Here is an 18,680-nt window from a genome sequence, read left to right on the forward strand (position 1 = left end):
CGCCCTGCGCCGCCCACTGGGCGGGGCCGGCCCGCTCGACCGCCAGGTGCAGCGGCCCGCCGCCGTGGCCCGGCCCGGGGCGCGGCGCGACGACGGCCAGCACGGCCAGCGCGGCGAAGCTCAGCACCCCGAGCACCGCCAGGTGCAGGGCCAGCGCGACCGGGAGCACCGGCCGCATCCGGGCCCGGAACCCGGCCAGGGTGCCCGCCGTGCCCAGGTGGCCGCGGCCGACCTGCCGGTACCAGCGGGCCGTCCGCTCGGCCGCCCCGGCCGAGACCGCCGCCGCCAGCACCAGCGCGACGGCCTGCGGACGGTCCCCGCCCGGTACGGCCGAGGGGAGCAGCAGCAGCGCGGCCAGGCCCAGCCCGTGGCCCAGCGCCGCCGGGCGCAGCCGGGTGCCCGGGAGCGGCCGGGGCGCCGGTGCCCCGGCCGGCCCCGGCCCCAGGGCGTCCGGCGGGCGGACGGGTCCGGCGCACGGCGGGCCGGGATCGGCCGGGGACGGCGCGGTCAGCGCGGGCAGCAGCACCAGCGGGACGGCGGCGGACAGCAGCACCGGCCAGCGCGGCCCGAGCGCGGCCACCCCCGCGCAGGGCAGCGCGGCCAGCGCGGCGGCGGTCAGCGCGGCCCGGGCGGCGGCTCCGCCCGACCGCCGCTCCACCGGCCGGGGCGCCGGCGGGCGGCGGGGCACCCGGGCGTACAGCTCCTCGGCCAGCGAGAAGAGGTCGGCGTGCCGGCAGCGGGCGGCGGTGTCCGGGCCGAGCCCGGCCTCCTCCAGCCCGGCGGCGATCTCCAGCGGGTCGACGGCGCGCTCGCACAGCCCGCGGTGCTCCGCCATCACCTCGCGCACCGGGTCCGCGCTGCCGCCGAGCAGGGTCCCGCCCGGCATCAGCGGGCCTCCGCGAGTTCGGCCCGCCGCCCGGCCGGCTCCCGCACCCCGTCCGGGTTCGCGTTCCCCTCCTCCGGGGTGCCGCCCCCGCGCGGGCCGTCGGCCAGCCAGTACTCGGCGGGACGGGCGAACGGGCGCGGCGCGGGCCCGCCTTCCCCGCCGCCCCCGCCGCCGGGGAAGGCCGGGTACTGCGAGACCAGTTCCAGGTAGATCTCCCGGAACGCGCCGATCACCGGCTCCACGGCGAAGCGTTCCTGCGCCCGCAGCCGCCCGGCCAGCCCGAGCCGGCCCCGCCGCTCCTCGTCGCGCAGCAGCGCCAGGCAGGCGCCGGCCAGGGCGCGCGGATCGCGGGCGGGCACCAGCAGCCCGGTCGGCCCGACCACCTCGCGGGCCACCCCGACATCGGTGGAGACCACCGCCCGGCCGCTGAGCATCGCGTCCGCGAGCAGCCGGGGGCTGCGCCGGGAGAGCCCCGAGAAGACCGTCACCGTGCCCGCCTCCCAGGCCCCGGCGAGGGAGCCGGGCCGCCCGGCGAAGTCCACCGCCGGGGCCACTCCCAGCCGTTCGGCCACCGCCGCGCAGTGCGCCCGGTAGCCGGGCGCCGCCTCCTCGCCGTACACCGCCAGCCGGGCGCCGGGCAGTTCGGCGCGGACCCGGGCGAGGGCGTGCAGCGCGAGTTCGAGGTCCCGGCCCGGCTCCAGCGCGCCCGCCCACACCAGGGTCGGCGCCGCGGGCTCCGGCCCGGCGGCCGGGCGGTCCACCGCCGGCGTGCCCTCGTACACCACCCGGGTGCGCGCCGGGTCGGCACCGCAGCGGCGCTGCCACTGCTGGTCGTGGGCACTGCCGGGGGTGAGTATCGCGGCCTGGCGGTAGGTCTCCCCGGTGAGCGCCCGGAAGATGGACAGCAGCAGGGCGCGGACCGGCCACCGGTACGACGCCTCGCGGTGGCCGAGGTACTGCTCGCGCAGGTGCAGGCCGTGCTCGGTGACCACGAACGGCACCCCGTGCAGGTGCCGGGCCACCAGGGCGGGCAGCGCGGCCGGACCGCCGCCGACCACGTGGCACAGGTCGGCCGCGCCGAGGCCGCCGGGGCCGGTGCCGTACCAGGGCGCGGACAGCGGGCGCAGGCACTGCTCCAGCAGGTCCGCCGCGACCAGCACGTCGCACACCAGCGGCTGCCCGGCCGAGGTGTCCGCGCCGGGCAGCCGCCAGATCAGCTCCAGCAGCCGGCGGGCGTGCGCGGAGGCCAGGAAGGCGGGCAGCCCGCCGTCCTCCCGGGCGAGCGCCGCCAGCCGGTACAGCCCGGGCCCGAAGCCGGCTCTCTCCGCGGGCAGCACCAGGGCCCGCACCAGTTGTTCGTACGCCCCGGCGTACCGGCGTCTGCGCACCGCGCCCGGCGCCCGGCCGCCCGGCCGGCGCCCCCACAGCGCCAGCTCGTGCGGGCCGCGCAGGACGGCCGGCAGCCGCTCCGCGGTGTCCGGGGCCCGCCGGACCGGCCCCGGCCGCGGGCCGGTCAGCAGGTACAGCTCGAACCCGTGCTCCGGCAGGCCCTCGGCCAGCCGCTCGCACCAGCCCCCGGCGCCACGCCGGGAATGCGGACGGACACCCTCGGTGAGCAGGGCAACGCGCACGGGAGACCTCCAGGGCAGAGCTGATTCGCTGGGCGGGACCACGGACGGATCGACGGATTTCCGGGCGGCCCGGGCGGTCGCCCGGGGCGCCCCCGCACGACGGCGGGAACGGTCGGGGAAGGGAGGTCCGGTCGGCCCGGGTCGGCGCCGCGGTGCCTCCGTGCGGCCCGCCGGCGGCCCGGTCGCGGCCGCGCCGCGTTCCGTTCCCCCGGGCTCCCGCCCGCTTCGGCGGTCGGGCCCGGCCCGCCGGAACCCCTCGGCCGCGTCCGCCCTCCGGTTGCTCCGGCGGCCGCGGCTCCCCCACACCTGTTCGGTCCGACAGCAGAAAGGTAGGACCGGCCCCGGCCGATCCATCGGTCACATGCCTGCCTGCCACCTGATCGAGTGAACCGCCGTGACCTCGACCCGATCCGGGCCGTTACCGGGCGGTATGCGCGGCCGCCCGCGCGGCCCCGCCCGGGCGCGCGATCGGCCCGCCGCGGCGCGCGCCCCACCCGCGCCGTGCGCTCGGCCGGTGACGTCCGCTCGGCCGGTGGTGTGCGCTCAGCCGGTGGTGTGCGCGATCAGCTCCCGTACCGCCCGGGCGACCTCGTCGGGGTGCTCCATCATCGCCACGTGCCCGGATTCCGGCAGCACCAGCAGCCGGGCGTCCGCGAAGGCCGCGCAGGCGCGGCGGGCCGAGCGGTAGGAGACCAGCTTGTCGCGCAGCCCGTACACCAGCAGCACCGGCGCCCCGACCCGCTCGGCCTGCCGCCACAGCGCCTGGTCGCCGCGCTCGGTGTACGCCGAGACGATGCCGCGGGCCGAGCCGACCAGCGCCTGCATCGCGTGCGGCACCTCCAGCCGGCGCCGGTACTCGGCGACCGCCTGGGCCCGGGTCTCCGGGCTCAGGCTCTCCGGAGCGCCGTAGACCAGCCGCAGCAGGTCCTCGGTGGCCGCCTCCGCGTCGCGCCCGCCCGCGGACAGCCGGCGCAGCACCGCGGGCACGCCGGGCACCGCGAGCAGACCGGTCGGCCAAGCGGAGCGCTGCGGGGGCAGCTCGGGCAGCGCCGGGGAGACCAGGGTGAGGCTGCGCACCAGGTCCGGGCGCACGGCCGCCAGCCGGACGGCGACCGCGCCGCCCAGCGAGTTGCCGAACAGGTGGACCGGGCCGCGGCCGGAGGCCTCCAGGTAGCCGATCACCGCGCGGACGTGGCCGGAGACGGTGAGGTTGCCGTCGGTGGGCGGGTGGGAGCGGCCGAAGCCGGGCAGGTCCACGGCCTCGCCGTCGACGTGCCCGGAGAGCCGGCCCATCAGGGCCTCCCAGTTGGCGGCCGAGCCGCCGAGGCCGTGCACGAAGAGCCCGGGCTCGCGCCCGTCGGCGACGCCGTCGGCGGCGGGGCGGTGCACCGCGAGCACCGCGCCGGGAACCTCGACCGTACGTACCTGCTGCTCAGCGCTGCTCATGGTGGACGATGGTAGTGAGCCCCGCCCCGGAAGCGCCGGGGTGGTCGGGCCGTGGGCCGCCTCCGTCCCACCACTGCCGAGGCCGAGGTCAGCGCCGTATTGTGGGCTCCTGACAACCAGGCCGATCGTCTTTTCTCGCCTTCGCCGAACGCGGGCGCGGTTACCGAAAAGTAGAATCGGCCATCCTGCAGCAGCGAACAGACCCCGAAGTGAGGAGCGCCGTGACGGCCATCCAGGAGGCGCAGGAGCGCCCGCGCGGTGCCCGCCTGCCGCGAAGCGCCCGCCGTGAACAACTGCTCGGTGCCGCCCAGGAGGTGTTCGTCGCGCAGGGCTACCACGCGGCCGCCATGGACGACATCGCCGACCGCGCCGGGGTGAGCAAGCCGGTGCTCTACCAGCACTTCCCCGGGAAGCTGGAGCTCTACCTGGCGCTGCTGGACAAGCACTGCGACGCCCTGGTCGAGTCGACCCGCGAGGCGCTGTCGGCGACCAACGACAACAAGCAGCGGGTGGCCAACACCATGGAGGCGTACTTCAACTACGTCTCCAGCGAGTCCGGCGCCTTCCGGCTGGTCTTCGAGTCGGACCTGACCAACGAGCCGGCCGTGCGCGAGCGCGTCGAGCGGGCCTCCGAGGCGAGCGCGACGCTGGTCAGCAAGGTGATCCAGGAGGACACCGACCTGCCCGAGGCGGAGTCCAAGCTGCTCGCCGCCGGGGTCTGCGGCCTGGCCCAGATCACCGCCCGGTACTGGCTCTCGCAGGGCCTGGAGATCCCCCGCGACGAGGCGGTGCGGCTGGTCGCCAGCCTGTCCTGGCGCGGCCTGAAGGGCTTCCCGATGCACCCGGGCGAGCAGTCCGGCGAGGGTGCCGCCCACCAGGGCTGATCCACCGACCTTCGTCGGGCCGGGGATCCGGTGCTCTATGGTGAAGCCGTACGGCACGGTCGCCGCGAACGCTTGTCCCAGGCGGTCCGGTGCCCGTGCGTGGAGGCTGCAACCCCGGAGGGACGGAAGCCGTGGAGGTCAAGATCGGCGTGCAGAACGCGCCTCGCGAGATCGTGATCGAGAGCTCGCAGACTGCCGATGAGGTCCAGAGCGCGGTCGCGAAGGCACTGGAGGGCTCGGAGAAGATCTTCGCGCTGTCCGACGAGCACGGCCGTCGCATCATCGTCCCGGCCGAGCGCCTGGCGTACGTGGAGATCGGCGAGTCGGCCTCCCGCAAGGTCGGCTTCGGCACCGCCTGAGGCGTCGCCGCACAGGATCGTCCGGTGCCCCGTTCCCGCGAGGGAGCGGGGCACCGTCGCGTGTACGACCGGGTGGGGCGGGGTACGGCGAGGGTGCGGCGCCGGTGCCGCACGCCCGTTCCCCCGGGAGGCAGCCTTGCTGGTCGAGTCGATCGCCTTCGCCCTCGTCGGCCTGGTCACGGGCGGCGCCGCCCTGCTGGCCCTGCCCGCGTACTTCCGCGCCGCCCGGGCCCTGACACTGGGCACCGCGCTGGCGGCGGCGCTGGTCGGCGGGGTGGTCGCGCACTTCGGCGTGGACGGGCGCCAGCCCGCGGTGTCCGTCGCGGCCGCGGCGGTGGCCGCGGGCGTGCTCACCTCGCTGCTGGCCCGGCCGGACCTCGCCGCCGGGCGCGCCCCGGCGCACCGGCACCGGCCCGGCGCCCACCGCGCGTCGCGGCGGCACCGGGCGGCCTGAGGAACCCGCCGGCGGCCCGAGGCCCCCTGACGCCCGAGGACTCCTAGGACGCCAGGCCGAGGGCGGCCATCCGCTTGGTGTGCGCCTCGGTGATCCGGTTGAACATCTTGCCGACCTCGACCAGGTCGAAGCCCTGCACCTGCACGCCGCCGACCAGCAGGTTGGACAGCGCGTCGCGCTCGGCGACGACCCGCTGGGCCTGGCTGAGCGCCTCGCCCATCAGCCGCCGGCCCCACAGGGCGAGCCGGCCGCCGGCCCGCGGGTCGGCCTCGATGGCCTGGCGGACCTTGTCCACGGCGAACTGGGCGTGGCCGGTGTCGGACATCACGCTCAGCACCAGGTCACGGGTGTCGTCGTCCAGCCGGACGGCCACCTCGCGGTAGAAGTCGGTCGCGATGGCGTCGCCGACGTAGGCCTTGACCAGGCCCTCCAGCCAGTCCGAGGGCGCCGTCATCCGGTGGAACAGCTCCAGCGGCTCGACGAAGGGCCGCATCGCTTCCTGCGGGTCGGCGCCGACCTCGGCGAGCCGGTCGTGCAGCCGCTGGTAGTGCTGGAACTCGGCGGAGGCCATCCGGGCGAGCGCCGCCTTGTCGGCGAGGTCGGGCGCCAGCTTGGCGTCCTCGGCGAGCCGCTCGAAGGCGCTGAGCTCGCCGTACGCGAGCGCGCCGAGCAGGTCCAGCACCGCCGCCCGGTAGCCGGGGTCGGCCGAGCACGCGGCCCAGTCCCCGATCGAGCCGGCCGCCGCGTCCTGCGTCTCACCATGGGTCTCCATGACCCGCAACTTTAGTCCCGCCCCGCCGCCCCGTGCCCGGGCACGCCCGGTGACCGGCCGGACCGGCCGCTCCGGTGGCAGTTGCCGGGGGCAATGTCAGACGCGTCACGTGTTCGAGTCGTCGCCTGACTGTATGGTGGTACGGAGCCCGTCGTGTTCGCATGGTGTCACCGCCGTCTCGGTACCCCGCGCGAACCCTCCGTAGTGGCACCGTCCAGCCGGACGTGTCCGCACCGGAGGCACGGGTACTCACGTACGCGGATGCCCGGTCGGAGAGCCGATCGGCTCCGACCATGGCTTGGACTTCAAGCCTTGGCACCGCATCAGTGGCCGAGCGAGGGCCGCCGAGACCACGCCCCGAGGCGGAGGTCCCGCGCAGGTCCCTCACGGGAATCCTCCCCGACGCCGCCGGCGACGCGCCCCGCACCAGGGCAGCGCGCACCGGCCGGCCGCAGGGACCGGCGCGGTTGTGCGTCCGCGCAGCTGTATCAGGGCCGCCCAGGCCCGTAGGCAGCCGCGCGGCTGCCCGCCCGCCGCTCGCTCTCGGCCCTTTCGAAAACGGAAGAGGCAGCACCCTGTCCACCACCGCTGAACCCATCAAGACGACGTTCCGGGAACTGGGGATCCTCCCGGAGACCGCCGAGGCGCTCGAGTCCGTCGGCATCGTCCACCCCTTCCCCATCCAGGAGATGACCCTGCCGGTCGCGCTGACCGGCCACGACGTCATCGGCCAGGCCAAGACCGGCACCGGCAAGACCCTCGGCTTCGGCCTCCCGCTGATCGAGCGGGCCATCGTGCGCGCCGACGTGGACGCCGGCCGGGCCACCGAGGACCAGCTCTCCGACTTCCCGCAGGCGCTGATCGTCGTCCCGACCCGCGAGCTGTGCACCCAGGTCACCAACGACCTGCAGACCGCCGGCAAGGTGCGCAACGTGCGCGTCCTCGCCGTCTACGGCGGCCGGGCGTACGAGCCGCAGGTGGAGGCGCTCACCAAGGGCGTCGACATCGTGGTCGGCACCCCGGGCCGCCTGCTGGACCTGGCCGGGCAGAAGAAGCTCAACCTGTCCAAGGTCCGCGCGCTGGTCCTGGACGAGGCCGACGAGATGCTCGACCTCGGCTTCCTGCCGGACGTCGAGAAGATCATCACCATGCTGCCGGCCAAGCGGCAGACCCTGCTGTTCTCGGCCACCATGCCGGGCCAGGTCATCAACCTCGCCCGCCGGTACATGAGCCAGCCGACCCACATCCGGGCCGCCGCGCCGGACGACACCGGCGCGACCGTCGCCAACATCGAGCAGCACATCTTCCGTGCGCACTCGCTGGACAAGGTCGAGATGGTCTCGCGCATCCTGCAGGCCGACGGCCGCGGGCTGGCGATGATCTTCTGCCGCACCAAGCGCACCGCCGCCGACGTCTCCGACCAGCTGACCCAGCGCGGCTTCGCGGCCGGCGCGGTCCACGGCGACCTCGGCCAGGGCGCCCGCGAGCAGGCCCTGCGGGCCTTCCGCAACGGCAAGGTCGACGTGCTGGTCTGCACCGACGTCGCGGCCCGCGGCATCGACGTCGAGGGCGTCACCCACGTCGTCAACTACCAGTGCCCCGAGGACGAGAAGACCTACCTGCACCGGATCGGCCGCACCGGCCGGGCCGGCGCCTCCGGCACCGCCGTCACCCTGGTCGACTGGGACGACATCCCGCGCTGGCAGCTGATCAACAAGGCGCTGGACCTGCCGTTCAACGACCCGGAGGAGACCTACTCCACCTCCGCGCACCTGTACGAGCTGCTGAAGATCGCGCCGGGCACCAAGGGTGTCCTGCCGCGATCGGAGCGGACCCGCGCCGGGCTCAACGCGGAGGAGGTCGAGGACCTCGGCGAGACCGGTGGACGCGGCGCCCGCTCGGGCCGCGGCGGTCGCGGTGAGCGCGGTGACCGCAGTGAGCGCGGTGACCGTGGTGGACGCGGCGGCCAGGGCGGCTCCGGCCGTCCGGGCGCCGGCCCCGCCACGGCCGAGACCGAGGAGCAGCAGCCGCGCCGCACCCGCGAGCGCCGCCGCACCCGCCGGGGCACGGCGGTCGGCGCCGAGGGCGAGGCCGCTGCCGTCGTGACCGGTGCCGCCGTGGCGGCCCCGGCCGTCGAGGGCGCCGAGGGCGAGGCCGCTCCGCGCCGTCGCCGTCGCCGCTCGCGCGGCGGTGCCGCCTCGGCCGAGGCCGCGGTGGCGGTCGAGTCGACCCCGGTCGCCGAGGCCGTCGTGGCCGTCGTCGCCGAGGCCGCCGCAGTCGTCGAGGCCGCCGCCGAGGCGGTCGCCGAGGCCCCGGCCCCGGCGAAGAAGGCCACCCGCACCCGGACCCGCAAGCCGAAGGCGGAGACCACCGAGACGGCTCCGGCCGCCGAGGCCGTCGTCGCCGAGGCCACCGCGGTCGTCGAGGCCCCCGCTCCGGTGAAGAAGGCGACCCGGGCCCGCAAGCCGAAGGCGGAGGCCGTCGAGACGGCTCCGGCCGCCGAGGCCGACGCCACCGAGGCCCCGGCCCCGGCCAAGAAGGCCACCCGGGCCCGCAAGCCGAAGGCCGTCGCCGAGACCGCCCCGGAGGCCCCGGCCGCCGAGGCCGACGCCACCGAGGTCCCGGCCCCGCGCAAGCGCACCCGCGCCCGCAAGGTCGCCGCGCCGGTGGAGGCCACCCCGGAGAGCTGACACTCCGTGTCTCCCCCGAGGGGGCGTTCCAGGCCACCCGGCCTGGCCCGCCCCCTCGGGCGTTCCACGCCGCGGTCCCGTCCCGCCGATCGTTCCCGGGGCCCCGCCCCGCCTCCGCCTCAGGTCACTAGGCTCGGGGCGCCGGGGAGTCCCCGGCGGACCGGCGGGTCGCCGGCAGGACAGCAGGGAGAGCAGCCCATGAGCACGCCGCCGTTTCTGACGCTGCCCCGGTGCGCGCGGGCCGAGCGGGTGGTGACCGGGCGCGGGGAGTTCGCGGCGCTGCGGGCGGAGCCGGCCGGGCCGGTGCGCGGCTCGGCACTGCTGGTGCCGGGGTTCACCGGCAGCAAGGAGGACTTCATCGCGCTGCTGGAGCCGCTGGCGGCGGCCGGGTACCGGGTGACGGCCGTGGACCAGCGCGGGCAGTACGAGACCGGCGGCCCGGACGACCCGGCGGCGTACGGCGTCGGGGCGCTCGGCGCCGACGTACGGGCGCTGACCGGGGCGCTGACCGCCGACGGCACCCCCTTGCACCTGCTGGGGCACTCCTTCGGCGGCCAGGTGGTGCGCGAGGCGGTGCTCGCCGCGGCCGCCGAGGGCCCGCTGCCCTGGCGGTCGCTGACCCTGGTGTCCACCGGCCCGGGCGCGATCGATCCGGCCGAGGCGGCCCGCACCGAGCTGCTGCTGGACGCCCTGCGGGGCATGGACCTGGAGCAGATCTGGCAGGTCATGCGGCAGCTGGAGGCGGAGAGCGGGCAGCCGCGGCCGAACCTGGAGCCGGCCGTCGCGGAGTTCCTGCACCGGCGCTGGCTGGCCAACGTGCCGCGGGCACTGTCCGTCACCGGCGGCCATCTGGTGACCGCGCCGGACCGGGTGGCGGAGCTGGCCGCCGCCACCGCCGGGCTGCCGCTGCTGGTGCTGTCCGGCGTGCGGGACCACGCCTGGCCGGTCCCGGAGCAGACCGCGATGGCCGAGCGGCTGGGTGCCCGCCGGGTGGTGGTCGCGGACGCCGGCCACTCCCCCAACGCCGAGCGGCCGGCCGCCACGGCCGAGGCGCTGGCGGCTTTCTGGGGCTGACGCGGCCGGCGCCGACGCCCGCCGGACCGGTCCGGTTCCCCCGGTTCACCGAAAGTGGTCTGTACCACTTCTGCAACTTCGACCGGCTTCAACACAGGACAAAATTCGTTAGTTACGGTAATCTTTGATTCTGTCCGGGAATCATCGCCGGCCTCCGCTCGGCGCCAATCTCCCGAAACCTGGACTTTACGGACGGGCAACGGCCCGGTAGCACCGCCACGTCACCGTGGTTCACGAGGCACTGGACGCACCAGGCAAGCAAGGGGGGCCCTTGCCGCAGCAGACCGCCGCACCCGCGACTACGACCCGCCCGGTCCGGTCTCACCGCCGGATCCGCAGGACCCCGAAAGGGCTGATACCGACTCAGCCGCGACCGCCCCGCCCCGCGGGGTCAGGAAAGGAGACGCCCATGACGAAGACCATGCGCTTCGAGATCGTCCGGCTCGACGACACCAACGGCTCCGCCGCCGACCGCCTGATCGCCGACGCCGCCACCGTGCGCGAGGTCGTCGACGCCGCCGCCCGCACCGGCGAGCGCCTGCTCATCCGCCCGTGCCCGACCGTCTGACCCGGCGCGGCGCCTCCGACCCGGAGCCCACACCCGCCGCCGACGACCCGGGAGCGTCCGATCCGGACGTTCCGATACCCGACTGACGCCCCGTCACCGCATTCGCCGATGACGGGGCGTCAGTGCGTTCGGGGTCGGAGCCGGAACGTTTGCCGCCGCCCGGGACGGGACATCCCCCAACGGGAACCGCCCGCGCCGCGCCCACCCGGTGCCGGTCCGGGCGTCCGCCACCGACAGGTGCCGCCGAGCCCTCCGTACGGGTGATCGTCCTTGACGCGGCGGTCCGGAGGGAGGAGCGTTGACGGCTATGAGGGGCGAGCCAAGCTGCCCGAGGTGCGCCGGTCGGGTCCGCGCCCCCGGTCTGTTCTCAGACACCTGGCAGTGCGACCGGCACGGAGCCGTGCACCCGATGCAGCCCGTGCTGCCCCCGAGTGTGGAGGCCCTCGGCGTCGCCGTCGCCCGCTCCCAGGTCCCGGTCTGGCTGCCCTGGCCGCTCCCGGTCGGCTGGCTCTACACCGGCATCGCCCACGTCGGTGACGACGTTTCGGGAGCCCGGGCCACCGCCGTCGCCTGCTCCGGACCGGCCCCGCTCGGCGGCTTCGGCGAGCTGGTGCTGATCGCCGAGGAGCTGGGCGTCGGCCTCGGTGCCCGCTACGCGGGCCTGCCCGGGCCTGACCCGGGCGACTCCGTCGGCCTCTACAAGCCCGCCGACGCCAAGCTGATGGCCGCCGGGCGGCCCACTCCGATGTTCCACGTCCCGGACGCCCCGGCCGACCGCGCGGTGTTCGCCGGCGAGGCCCGCGGACTCTGGCTCTGGGCGGTCGCCTGGCCCGAGCAGTCCGCGCTGGTGATGTACGACGAGCTGGTGCTGACCGACCTTCGCGAGGCGGGCGCCGAACTGGACCTGCTGCCCTGCGGGGCGCTCTCCCCCCGGCTGCTCGGCTGACCGCTGGCCTATCCTGGGCGGCACCCACGAGCCCCCAGGAGCCCGACCCGTGCGCATCGACCTGCACGCCCACAGCAACGCCTCCGACGGCACCGACAGCCCGGCCGAGCTGGTCGCCGCGGCCGTCGCCGCGGACCTCGACGTGGTGGCGCTGACCGACCACGACACCGTGGCCGGCCACGCCGAGGCCGCCGGGGCGGTGCGCGCACTGCCCGCCGGCAGCCGGCTGACCGTCGTCCCGGGCGCCGAGCTGTCCTGTGCCGTGGACGGCATCAGCATGCACCTGCTGGCGTACCTGTTCGACCCCGAGGAGCCGGAGTTCGCGCGCGAGCGGGACCTGGTGCGCACCGACCGGTTCCGGCGCGGGCGGGCGATCGTGGAGCGCTGCCGGGAGCTCGGCGCGGACATCAGCTGGGAGCAGGTGCGGCGGATCGCCGGGGCCGGCTCGGTCGGGCGGCCGCACATCGCCAGCGCGCTGGTCGAGGCGGGCGTGGTGGCCACCGTCTCGGACGCCTTCACCGCCGACTGGCTGGCCAACGGCGGGCGGGCGGACGTGCGCAAGCACGAGACCGACCCGGTCGCGGCGGTCCGGCTGGTCCGGGCGGCCGGCGGGGTGCCGGTGTTCGCCCACCCGGGCGCGGTCAAGCGCGGCCGGACGGTCTCCGACCAGGTGATCGCCGACCTCGCGGCGGCCGGGCTGGCCGGGCTGGAGGTCGACCACACCGACCACGACGAGGACACCAGGATCCGGCTGCGCGGCCTGGCCGGCGAGCTCGGCCTGCTGGTCACCGGCTCCAGCGACTACCACGGCACCCGCAAGACCGTCCGGCTCGGCGAACACACCACCGACCCCGAGGTGTACGGGGCGCTGCTGGCGCAGGCCACCGGCGCCAAGCCGATCGAGCGCTGAGCGGGGGCGGACGCGGACGCGGGGGCAGGGGACCCGTAATCCCTTGCCCCGGGGTTCGACGCCGCCGCACCCCGTCCGATCGCGCGGCGGTCAGTCCAGCCGGACGCCGCGGCGGTTCGGGTCGCGCAGGTCGGCGCCCTGGTCGAGCCAGCGCTCCTGCAGCGCGGCCGCGCCGTGCACCCGCTTCCAGCCCGCCTCGTTGGGCGTCATCGGCAGCAGCGGCAGGAAGCGGACCGGATCGGCCGGATCGGCCAGTTCCAGGTCCTCGACCAGGCCGCCCGGTTCGGCCGCGAGCACCGAGGTGAAGGGCGCGCCGTCCCAGAGCGGGGAGCCGAGGTCCAGCGAGCCGCCCGGCGCCACCACCAGGCCCTCGACCTGCGGGGTGGCGGCGAAGGTGGCCAGGGTGCGCAGCACGCTGTCGCGCCCGCCCCGGACGGTCAGCACCAGTTCGGCGCGCGGGCCGCGCACCTGGTCGGCGACCGGCGCGGTCGGGTCGGCCATCGGCGCGGCGGACATGCCGAGCGTGGCGTACCGCACGAGGTCCTCGGCGTCCGGGCCGAAGCGCAGCACCTCGATCCGGTCGGCACCGAGGAAGGTGACCGCGGCGCGGCCGCCCGGCTCGCCGAAGGTGGAGATCAGCCGGGCCTCGACGGCGGCCAGCACCGCCTCCCGGGAGAGCTCCGGGGAGGTGCCGCCGTGGGGGTCGCCGAAGAGCGGGAAGTCGTGCGCCATGCCGGTGAGCGTAACCCCCGGGGGTTCGCGGGCCGCGTGCGGGCGGGTGTGCGGGCGCTCGCGGCGGGGCCGCACAAGGATCCCGTAAAGCCTTCGGAAACCTCCGGGAAACCGCACGGCTTCGACGCCCGGTCAGATGTTAGGGTGAGCGACTGGCCACCGGGATCGTTTCGTCCCGGGGCGGCGGCGCGAAGGAGGTGGTTGCGGTGGATACCGGCCGACCATGCAGTACCGGCAGCTCTACCCGGCCCCGACTCCCCCGTACCCCGCGCCCCGCAGGCCCAACCGGCTGAATCAGCCGCGGTAGCCCCGGGCAGAGGCCCCACGGCGGACGGACCGGCCGGGAGAGCACTTTCATCCCCCGTTCCACCGGTGTTCTCCGCCGTCGTACCGCGGCCGAACGTTTTTCCTTCCGCGCCGCCGCGCGACGGTTCCTGCCTCTGGGAGCCTGCCATGTCGATGATCAACAGCCTGCGCGCCGCCGTCCGCACCAACCGCCGCCGCGGTGCGTCCGGCGTCTACGACGTCCTGCCCGAGGACGCCGGTTCGGCGGTCGTGGACTGCGCGGTCTACCAGCACGGCAAGCGCAGGGGCGAGACGTGCAGCCCCCGCGAGGCCGCCCGCCGGGTCAAGGCCGCCCACCAACTCCCCGAGGGCGAGGGCTCGTTCAGCTGGATCGGGCTGCACGAGCCGACCGAGGCCGAGTTCGAGGGGATCGCCCAGCGCTTCGGCCTGCACCCGCTCGCGGTCGAGGACGCGGTGCACGCGCACCAGCGCCCCAAGGTCGAGCGCTACGACAGCGTGCTGTTCGCCGTCTTCAAGACCATCCGCTACGTGGAGCACGACCAGCTCACGCCCACCAGCGAGGTGGTGGAGACCGGCGAGCTGATGGTCTTCGCCGGCCGGGACTTCGTCATCACCGTCCGGCACGGCGGCCACGGCTCGCTGCAGGAGCTGCGCCACCGGCTGGAGGCCGACGCGGACGAGAGCGGGCTGCTCTCCAAGGGCCCGGCGGCGGTGCTGCACGCGATCGCCGACCACGTGGTGGACAACTACCTGCTGGTCGCCGAGCGGCTCCAGAACGACGTGGACGAGATCGAGTACGGCGTCTTCTCGGCCAAGGGCGGGCGCAGCGCCGATGTCGGCCGGGTCTACCAACTCAAGCGCGAGGTACTGGAGTTCAAGCGTGCCGTGGTGCCGCTGCTGCGCCCGATGCAGCAGCTGTCCGAGCCGCTCCAGCGGCTGGTCGACCCGGACATCCAGAAGTACTTCCGGGACGTCGCCGACCACCTGGCCCGGGTCGCCGAGCAGGTGCACGGCTTCGACGAGCTGCTGAACTCGCTGCTGCAGGCGAACCTGGCGCAGGTCTCGGTGGCGCAGAACGAGGACATGCGCAAGATCACCGCCTGGGCGGCGATCTTCGCGGTGCCCACCATGATCACCGGCGTGTACGGCATGAACTTCGATTACATGCCCGAGCTGCACCACGAGTACGGCTACCCGATGGTGCTCGGCGCGATCGTGCTGATCTGCGTCGGGATGTACCGGGGCTTCCGCCGCAACGGCTGGCTCTGACCGCCGCGGCCGGCTCCGGTCCGACGGTCAGCGCCGCCCGCCGCGGGCGACCAGGACCAGGCCGAGCAGGATCAGCACCACCGCCGGGTAGGCGGCCGCCGGGGGCCACTGGCCCAGCCAGAGAGCGGCGATCAGCGCCGCGCCCGGGGTCTCCAGCAGGATCGCGGTGGAGGTGATCGACGGCCCGAGGTTGCGCACCACGCGGTTGCTCAGCGAGTGGCCGAGCAGTTGGGCGGCGACCATCAGCAGCACGATCTGCCACCACACCCCGGCCGGCCATCCGGCCAGCGGCGTGCCGGCCACCAGGCAGATCCCCAGCAGCACGGCCGCCGTGGTGGCGTAGCAGACCAGGGTGTAGGCGGTGGTGCTGACGGTCCTGCGGACCTCGGCGCCCAGCAGCATGTACCCGGCCGCGGCCAGGCCCGCGCCGAGCGCGAGGGCGTCGCCGAGCAGCGCGCGCGGGGAGAGCGAGAGGTCCACGCCGGTCAGCACCAGCACGCCGGCGAAGGCGACGATCGTGCCGGTCCAGACCGCTCGCGGCGCCCGGACGCCCATCAGCCGCATCAGCACGATGGTCCACAGCGGGGTGGTGGTGACCAGGGCGGTGGCCGAGGCCACCGAGGTCATCCGCAGGCTGGGCATCCAGAGCGCGAAGTGCACGCCGAGCAGCACTCCCGCGGCCACCGCGAGCAGCAGTGCCCGCCGGCCGATCCCGCGCAGTTCGGCGCGGTGGCGCAGCAGCGCGTACGGGCCGAGGACGCCGACCGACATGACGTTGCGCCAGAAGGCGATCGCCAGCGCGGGCGCGGCGGTGGCGCTGATCAGCGGACCGGACAGCGAGATGCCGCCGATCGAGACGGCGAGCAGCAGCAGGTCGAGGGTGGGGAGCGGGTGCGCCGGCCCCGGGCCGGCGGTCGCGGTCGCGGGGGCGGTCGGGGCGGCGGAGGGGGCGGTCGGGGCGGCGGAGGGGGCGGTCGCGGGCCGGGCGGCGGACACGGCGCTCCTTGCTGGTCGCGGGGGTGGGGCGGTCATACGGTAAGGCCCGTGGCGGCGCAATGGAACTGTCGCCCGGAGGCTGAGACGTCCGACCGGCTCCGGACCGCTCCGCCGGAGGGCCCCCGGTGGCCGTACGCTGTCCGCCATGGACCGTACGCCCGCCGCCGCGACCGCCGACGACTTCCTCGACCAGGCCCTGCTGGAGGAGGCCGCGAAGAAGTCCGGCCTGCTCTGGGTGCGCGCGGACGGGCAGGAGCACGCCCGGCCGCTGTGGCACGCCTGGCACGACGGCGCCGTCGTGGTGGTCGGCGGGGGCGGCGAGCAGCCGCTGCACGGCCTGGAACCCGGCGCCGGGGCCGTGGTCACCGTCCGCAGCAAGGACAAGGGCGGCCGACTGACCGGCTGGAACGCCCGGGTGGTCGAACCGGCCCCGAACAGCGAGGCCTGGCTGGGCGCCGTCGAGGAGCTCAAGGGCAAGCGGCTGAACGCGCCCGACACCGACGCCATCACCACCCGCTGGGCCCGCGAGTGCCGGGTGCTGCGGCTGGAGCCGACCGGCCCGCTCACCGAGCACCCCGGGGCGATGCCGGACGGCTCGCACGCCGCGCAGCCGGTGCCCACCCCGGCCACCACCCGCCGCCCGATCCCGGCCGGCCTGCCCAAACTGCTGTTCAAGCGCCGTTAAAGGTTCATGCCCGGGACTCGTCCGACGGCTACCGTGCCTCCCGGCCGGGCCCGGAACACGCGGGTAGCCTTGGCCGCGGACGCGCCCCCGGCGCGTCCGGTACGGCATCGAGCGAGTCGAGGGAGTCCATGGCAGGGCCAGGCACCCGGGTCTTCATCTCCCATCTGTCCGCCATCGCGGTCTTCGACCCGAACGGCGACCAGGTCGGGCGGGTCCGGGACGTGGTCGTGTCGCTGCGGCTCGGCGGCCGCCCGCCGCGCGTGCTCGGCCTGGTGGTCGAGGTGGTCGGCCGGCGCCGGATCTTCCTGCCGATGACCCGGGTGACCAGCCTGGAGTCCGGCCAGGTGCTCACCACCGGCGTGATCAACATGCGCCGCTTCGAGCAGCGCCCGTCCGAGACCCTGGTGCTCGCCGAACTGCTGGACCGCACCGTCACCTGGTCCAAGACCGGTGAGCAGGTCACCGTGCTGGACGTCGGCATGGTGCAGAGCCGGCTGCGCGAGTGGGAGATCAGCAAGGTCTTCGTCCAGCTCGGCCGGGCCGGCCGGCTGCGCAAGGGCAAGGGCGAACGGCTCACCCTGGACTGGCAGGACGTCACCGGCTTCTCGCTGACCGAACAGGACCAGGGCGCGGCCAACCTGCTCGCCACCTTCGAGCAGCTGCGCCCCGCCGACCTCGCCAGCGTGCTGCACCACCTGTCCGCCAAGCGCCGGGCCGAGGTCGCCGCCGCCCTCGACGACGAGCGGCTGGCCGACGTCCTGGAGGAGCTGCCCGAGGACGACCAGGTCGAGATCATCGGCAAGCTCCAGGAGGAGCGCGCCGCCGACGTCCTGGAGGCGATGGACCCGGACGACGCCGCCGACCTGCTCTCCGAGCTGCCCGGCGACGAGGCCGAGCGGCTGCTCCAGCTGATGGAGCCGGACGAGGCCGCGCCGGTGCGCCGCCTGCTGACCTACGAGGAGGACACCGCCGGCGGTCTGATGACCACCGAGCCGGTCGTGCTGGAGCCGGACGCGACCGTCGCCGAGGCGCTGGCCCGGGTCCGGGTCAGCGACCACAAGCCCGCGCTGGCCGCGCAGGTCTTCGTCTGCCGCCCGCCGAACGAGACCCCGACCGGCCGCTACCTGGGCACCGTGCACTTCCAGCGGCTGCTGCGCGAACCCCCGTACGTCCTGGTCGGCTCGCTGGTGGACGACGACCTGGACCCGCTGCCGCCGGACACCCCGCTGTCGCTGATCACCAGCTACCTGGCGACCTACAACCTGGTCGCCGCACCGGTCGTGGACGACGCGGACCACCTGCTCGGCGCGGTGACCGTCGACGACGTGCTGGACCACCTGCTGCCGGACGACTGGCGCGACGCCGCGCTGCACGCCCACGACGAGGACCGCGACGACGAGAGCGAAGGGGTGACCGGTGGACGGTGACCGCAGCGGACGGCCGGACGACTCCGCGCGCCGACGCCTCCAGGGAGAACTGCGCCAGCTGCGTCAGCTGCGCGAACTGCGCACCCGCGAGGGCGGCCGGGACCGGCGCTCGGACACCGCGCCGATCACCGGCACCGGCCGCGCCCGGCTCGACCAGCCGCGCACCGCGCGGCCCGGCCTGCTCTCGCTGCCCTCCTACGACCCGGAGGCCTTCGGCGTCCTGTCCGAGCGGATCGCCCGCTTCCTCGGCACCGGTCGGTTCATCGTCTGGATGACGGTGGTGGTCGTCGTCTGGATAGCGTGGAACACCCTGCTGCCGGCGAACGTGCGCTTCGACGAGTACCCGTTCATCTTCCTGACCCTGGCGCTGTCCCTGCAGGCCTCGTACGCGGCCCCGCTGATCCTGCTGGCGCAGAACCGCCAGGACAACCGGGACCGGGTCAACATGGAGCAGGACCGGGCCCGCAGCGACCGCAACATCGCCGACACCGAGTACCTGACCCGCGAGGTCGCGGCCCTGCGGCACGGGCTCGGCGAGGTGGCCACGCGGGACTTCATCCGGTCCGAACTCCAGTCCCTGCTCAAGGAGATCGACGAGCGCCGGGAGTCCTCCGACGCCCTGTGACCCTCGGCACGCTACCGGCG

The 18,680-nt window shown here is 75.5% G+C and carries 17 protein-coding genes and 1 pseudogene; 12 read left to right on the plus strand and 6 right to left on the minus strand.

Translation table 11 applies throughout. From position 1 onward, the window contains the following. The 3 genes and pseudogenes from ACFVGO_RS23340 to ACFVGO_RS23350 form a co-directional block, all read right to left on the minus strand. A pseudogene (locus ACFVGO_RS23340) lies at positions 1-886 on the minus strand (hypothetical protein); the annotation flags it as partial. Continuing rightward, entirely contained in the window at positions 886-2,517 is a 1,632-nt protein-coding gene (locus ACFVGO_RS23345) for a DUF3492 domain-containing protein (RefSeq protein WP_380633824.1), read from the minus strand. The pseudogene ACFVGO_RS23340 and the gene ACFVGO_RS23345, both read right to left, overlap by 1 nt. 543 nt (positions 2,518-3,060) lie before the next feature. Continuing rightward, on the minus strand, positions 3,061-3,963 hold the full coding sequence (locus tag ACFVGO_RS23350; RefSeq protein WP_359903506.1) for an alpha/beta hydrolase: 903 nt from the start codon (positions 3,961-3,963) through the stop codon (positions 3,061-3,063). Between the two features lie 221 nt (positions 3,964-4,184). Between ACFVGO_RS23350 and ACFVGO_RS23355 the strand changes: the two genes are divergently transcribed. The 3 genes from ACFVGO_RS23355 to ACFVGO_RS23365 all read left to right on the plus strand — a co-directional run bounded on the left by ACFVGO_RS23355 (position 4,185) and on the right by ACFVGO_RS23365 (position 5,660). Beyond that, a complete protein-coding gene (locus ACFVGO_RS23355) occupies positions 4,185-4,847 on the plus strand; it encodes a TetR/AcrR family transcriptional regulator (RefSeq protein WP_359903508.1) in 663 nt (220 codons plus the stop codon). 131 nt (positions 4,848-4,978) lie between these two features. Next, positions 4,979-5,206, plus strand: a complete 228-nt coding sequence (locus tag ACFVGO_RS23360; protein ID WP_359903510.1) for a DUF3107 domain-containing protein — start codon at positions 4,979-4,981, stop codon at positions 5,204-5,206. Positions 5,207-5,342: 136 nt separating this feature from the next. Next, complete coding sequence (locus tag ACFVGO_RS23365; RefSeq protein ID WP_380633827.1) at positions 5,343-5,660, plus strand: hypothetical protein; 318 nt, start codon at positions 5,343-5,345, stop codon at positions 5,658-5,660. Positions 5,661-5,703: 43 nt separating this feature from the next. On the opposite strand, the gene ACFVGO_RS23370 is transcribed toward ACFVGO_RS23365, so the two are convergent. After that, a complete protein-coding gene (locus ACFVGO_RS23370) occupies positions 5,704-6,432 on the minus strand; it encodes a ferritin-like fold-containing protein (RefSeq protein ID WP_049660234.1) in 729 nt (242 codons plus the stop codon). 689 nt (positions 6,433-7,121) lie between these two features. On the opposite strand from ACFVGO_RS23370, the gene ACFVGO_RS23375 reads away from it, so the two are divergent. The 5 genes from ACFVGO_RS23375 (at position 7,122) to ACFVGO_RS23395 (ending at position 12,620) form a co-directional block, all read left to right on the plus strand. Then, positions 7,122-9,122, plus strand: a complete 2,001-nt coding sequence (locus tag ACFVGO_RS23375) for a DEAD/DEAH box helicase (protein WP_380350155.1) — start codon at positions 7,122-7,124, stop codon at positions 9,120-9,122. Between the two features lie 198 nt (positions 9,123-9,320). Then, on the plus strand, positions 9,321-10,196 hold the full coding sequence (locus ACFVGO_RS23380) for an alpha/beta fold hydrolase (protein ID WP_359903518.1): 876 nt from the start codon (positions 9,321-9,323) through the stop codon (positions 10,194-10,196). Positions 10,197-10,605: 409 nt separating this feature from the next. Further along, positions 10,606-10,764 carry a hypothetical protein gene (locus tag ACFVGO_RS23385; RefSeq protein ID WP_359903649.1) on the plus strand — a complete coding sequence of 53 codons (159 nt, stop codon included), beginning with the start codon at positions 10,606-10,608 and terminating at the stop codon, positions 10,762-10,764. Positions 10,765-11,071: 307 nt separating this feature from the next. Continuing rightward, entirely contained in the window at positions 11,072-11,710 is a 639-nt protein-coding gene (locus tag ACFVGO_RS23390) for a DUF6758 family protein (protein WP_359903520.1), read from the plus strand. Positions 11,711-11,759: 49 nt separating this feature from the next. Next, on the plus strand, positions 11,760-12,620 hold the full coding sequence (locus tag ACFVGO_RS23395; protein WP_380350151.1) for a PHP domain-containing protein: 861 nt from the start codon (positions 11,760-11,762) through the stop codon (positions 12,618-12,620). 90 nt (positions 12,621-12,710) lie between these two features. Here the strand turns inward: ACFVGO_RS23395 and ACFVGO_RS23400 are convergent, their stop codons facing one another. Further along, on the minus strand, positions 12,711-13,352 hold the full coding sequence (locus tag ACFVGO_RS23400) for a suppressor of fused domain protein (RefSeq protein WP_380350148.1): 642 nt from the start codon (positions 13,350-13,352) through the stop codon (positions 12,711-12,713). Between the two features lie 453 nt (positions 13,353-13,805). Here ACFVGO_RS23400 and corA point away from each other — a divergent pair, with 453 nt between their 5' ends. Then, entirely contained in the window at positions 13,806-14,927 is a 1,122-nt protein-coding gene (corA, locus tag ACFVGO_RS23405) for a magnesium/cobalt transporter CorA (protein ID WP_359903528.1), read from the plus strand. Between the two features lie 27 nt (positions 14,928-14,954). On the opposite strand, the gene ACFVGO_RS23410 is transcribed toward corA, so the two are convergent. Further along, entirely contained in the window at positions 14,955-15,923 is a 969-nt protein-coding gene (locus ACFVGO_RS23410; RefSeq protein WP_380633832.1) for a DMT family transporter, read from the minus strand. Between the two features lie 145 nt (positions 15,924-16,068). On the opposite strand from ACFVGO_RS23410, the gene ACFVGO_RS23415 reads away from it, so the two are divergent. The 3 genes from ACFVGO_RS23415 to ACFVGO_RS23425 all read left to right on the plus strand — a co-directional run bounded on the left by ACFVGO_RS23415 (position 16,069) and on the right by ACFVGO_RS23425 (position 18,660). Next, the gene (locus tag ACFVGO_RS23415) at positions 16,069-16,608 is read left to right on the plus strand and encodes a hypothetical protein (RefSeq protein ID WP_359903531.1); all 540 of its coding nucleotides are present in this window, start codon (positions 16,069-16,071) and stop codon (positions 16,606-16,608) included. A 128-nt stretch (positions 16,609-16,736) separates the two neighbouring features. After that, on the plus strand, positions 16,737-18,035 hold the full coding sequence (locus ACFVGO_RS23420; protein WP_359903533.1) for a magnesium transporter MgtE N-terminal domain-containing protein: 1,299 nt from the start codon (positions 16,737-16,739) through the stop codon (positions 18,033-18,035). 76 nt (positions 18,036-18,111) lie between these two features. Beyond that, complete coding sequence (locus tag ACFVGO_RS23425; protein WP_380350196.1) at positions 18,112-18,660, plus strand: DUF1003 domain-containing protein; 549 nt, start codon at positions 18,112-18,114, stop codon at positions 18,658-18,660. Positions 18,661-18,680 lie beyond the last annotated feature (20 nt).

The organism is Kitasatospora sp. NPDC057738, assembly GCF_042798815.1.
Lineage (GTDB): Bacteria > Actinomycetota > Actinomycetes > Streptomycetales > Streptomycetaceae > Kitasatospora > Kitasatospora lactacystinica.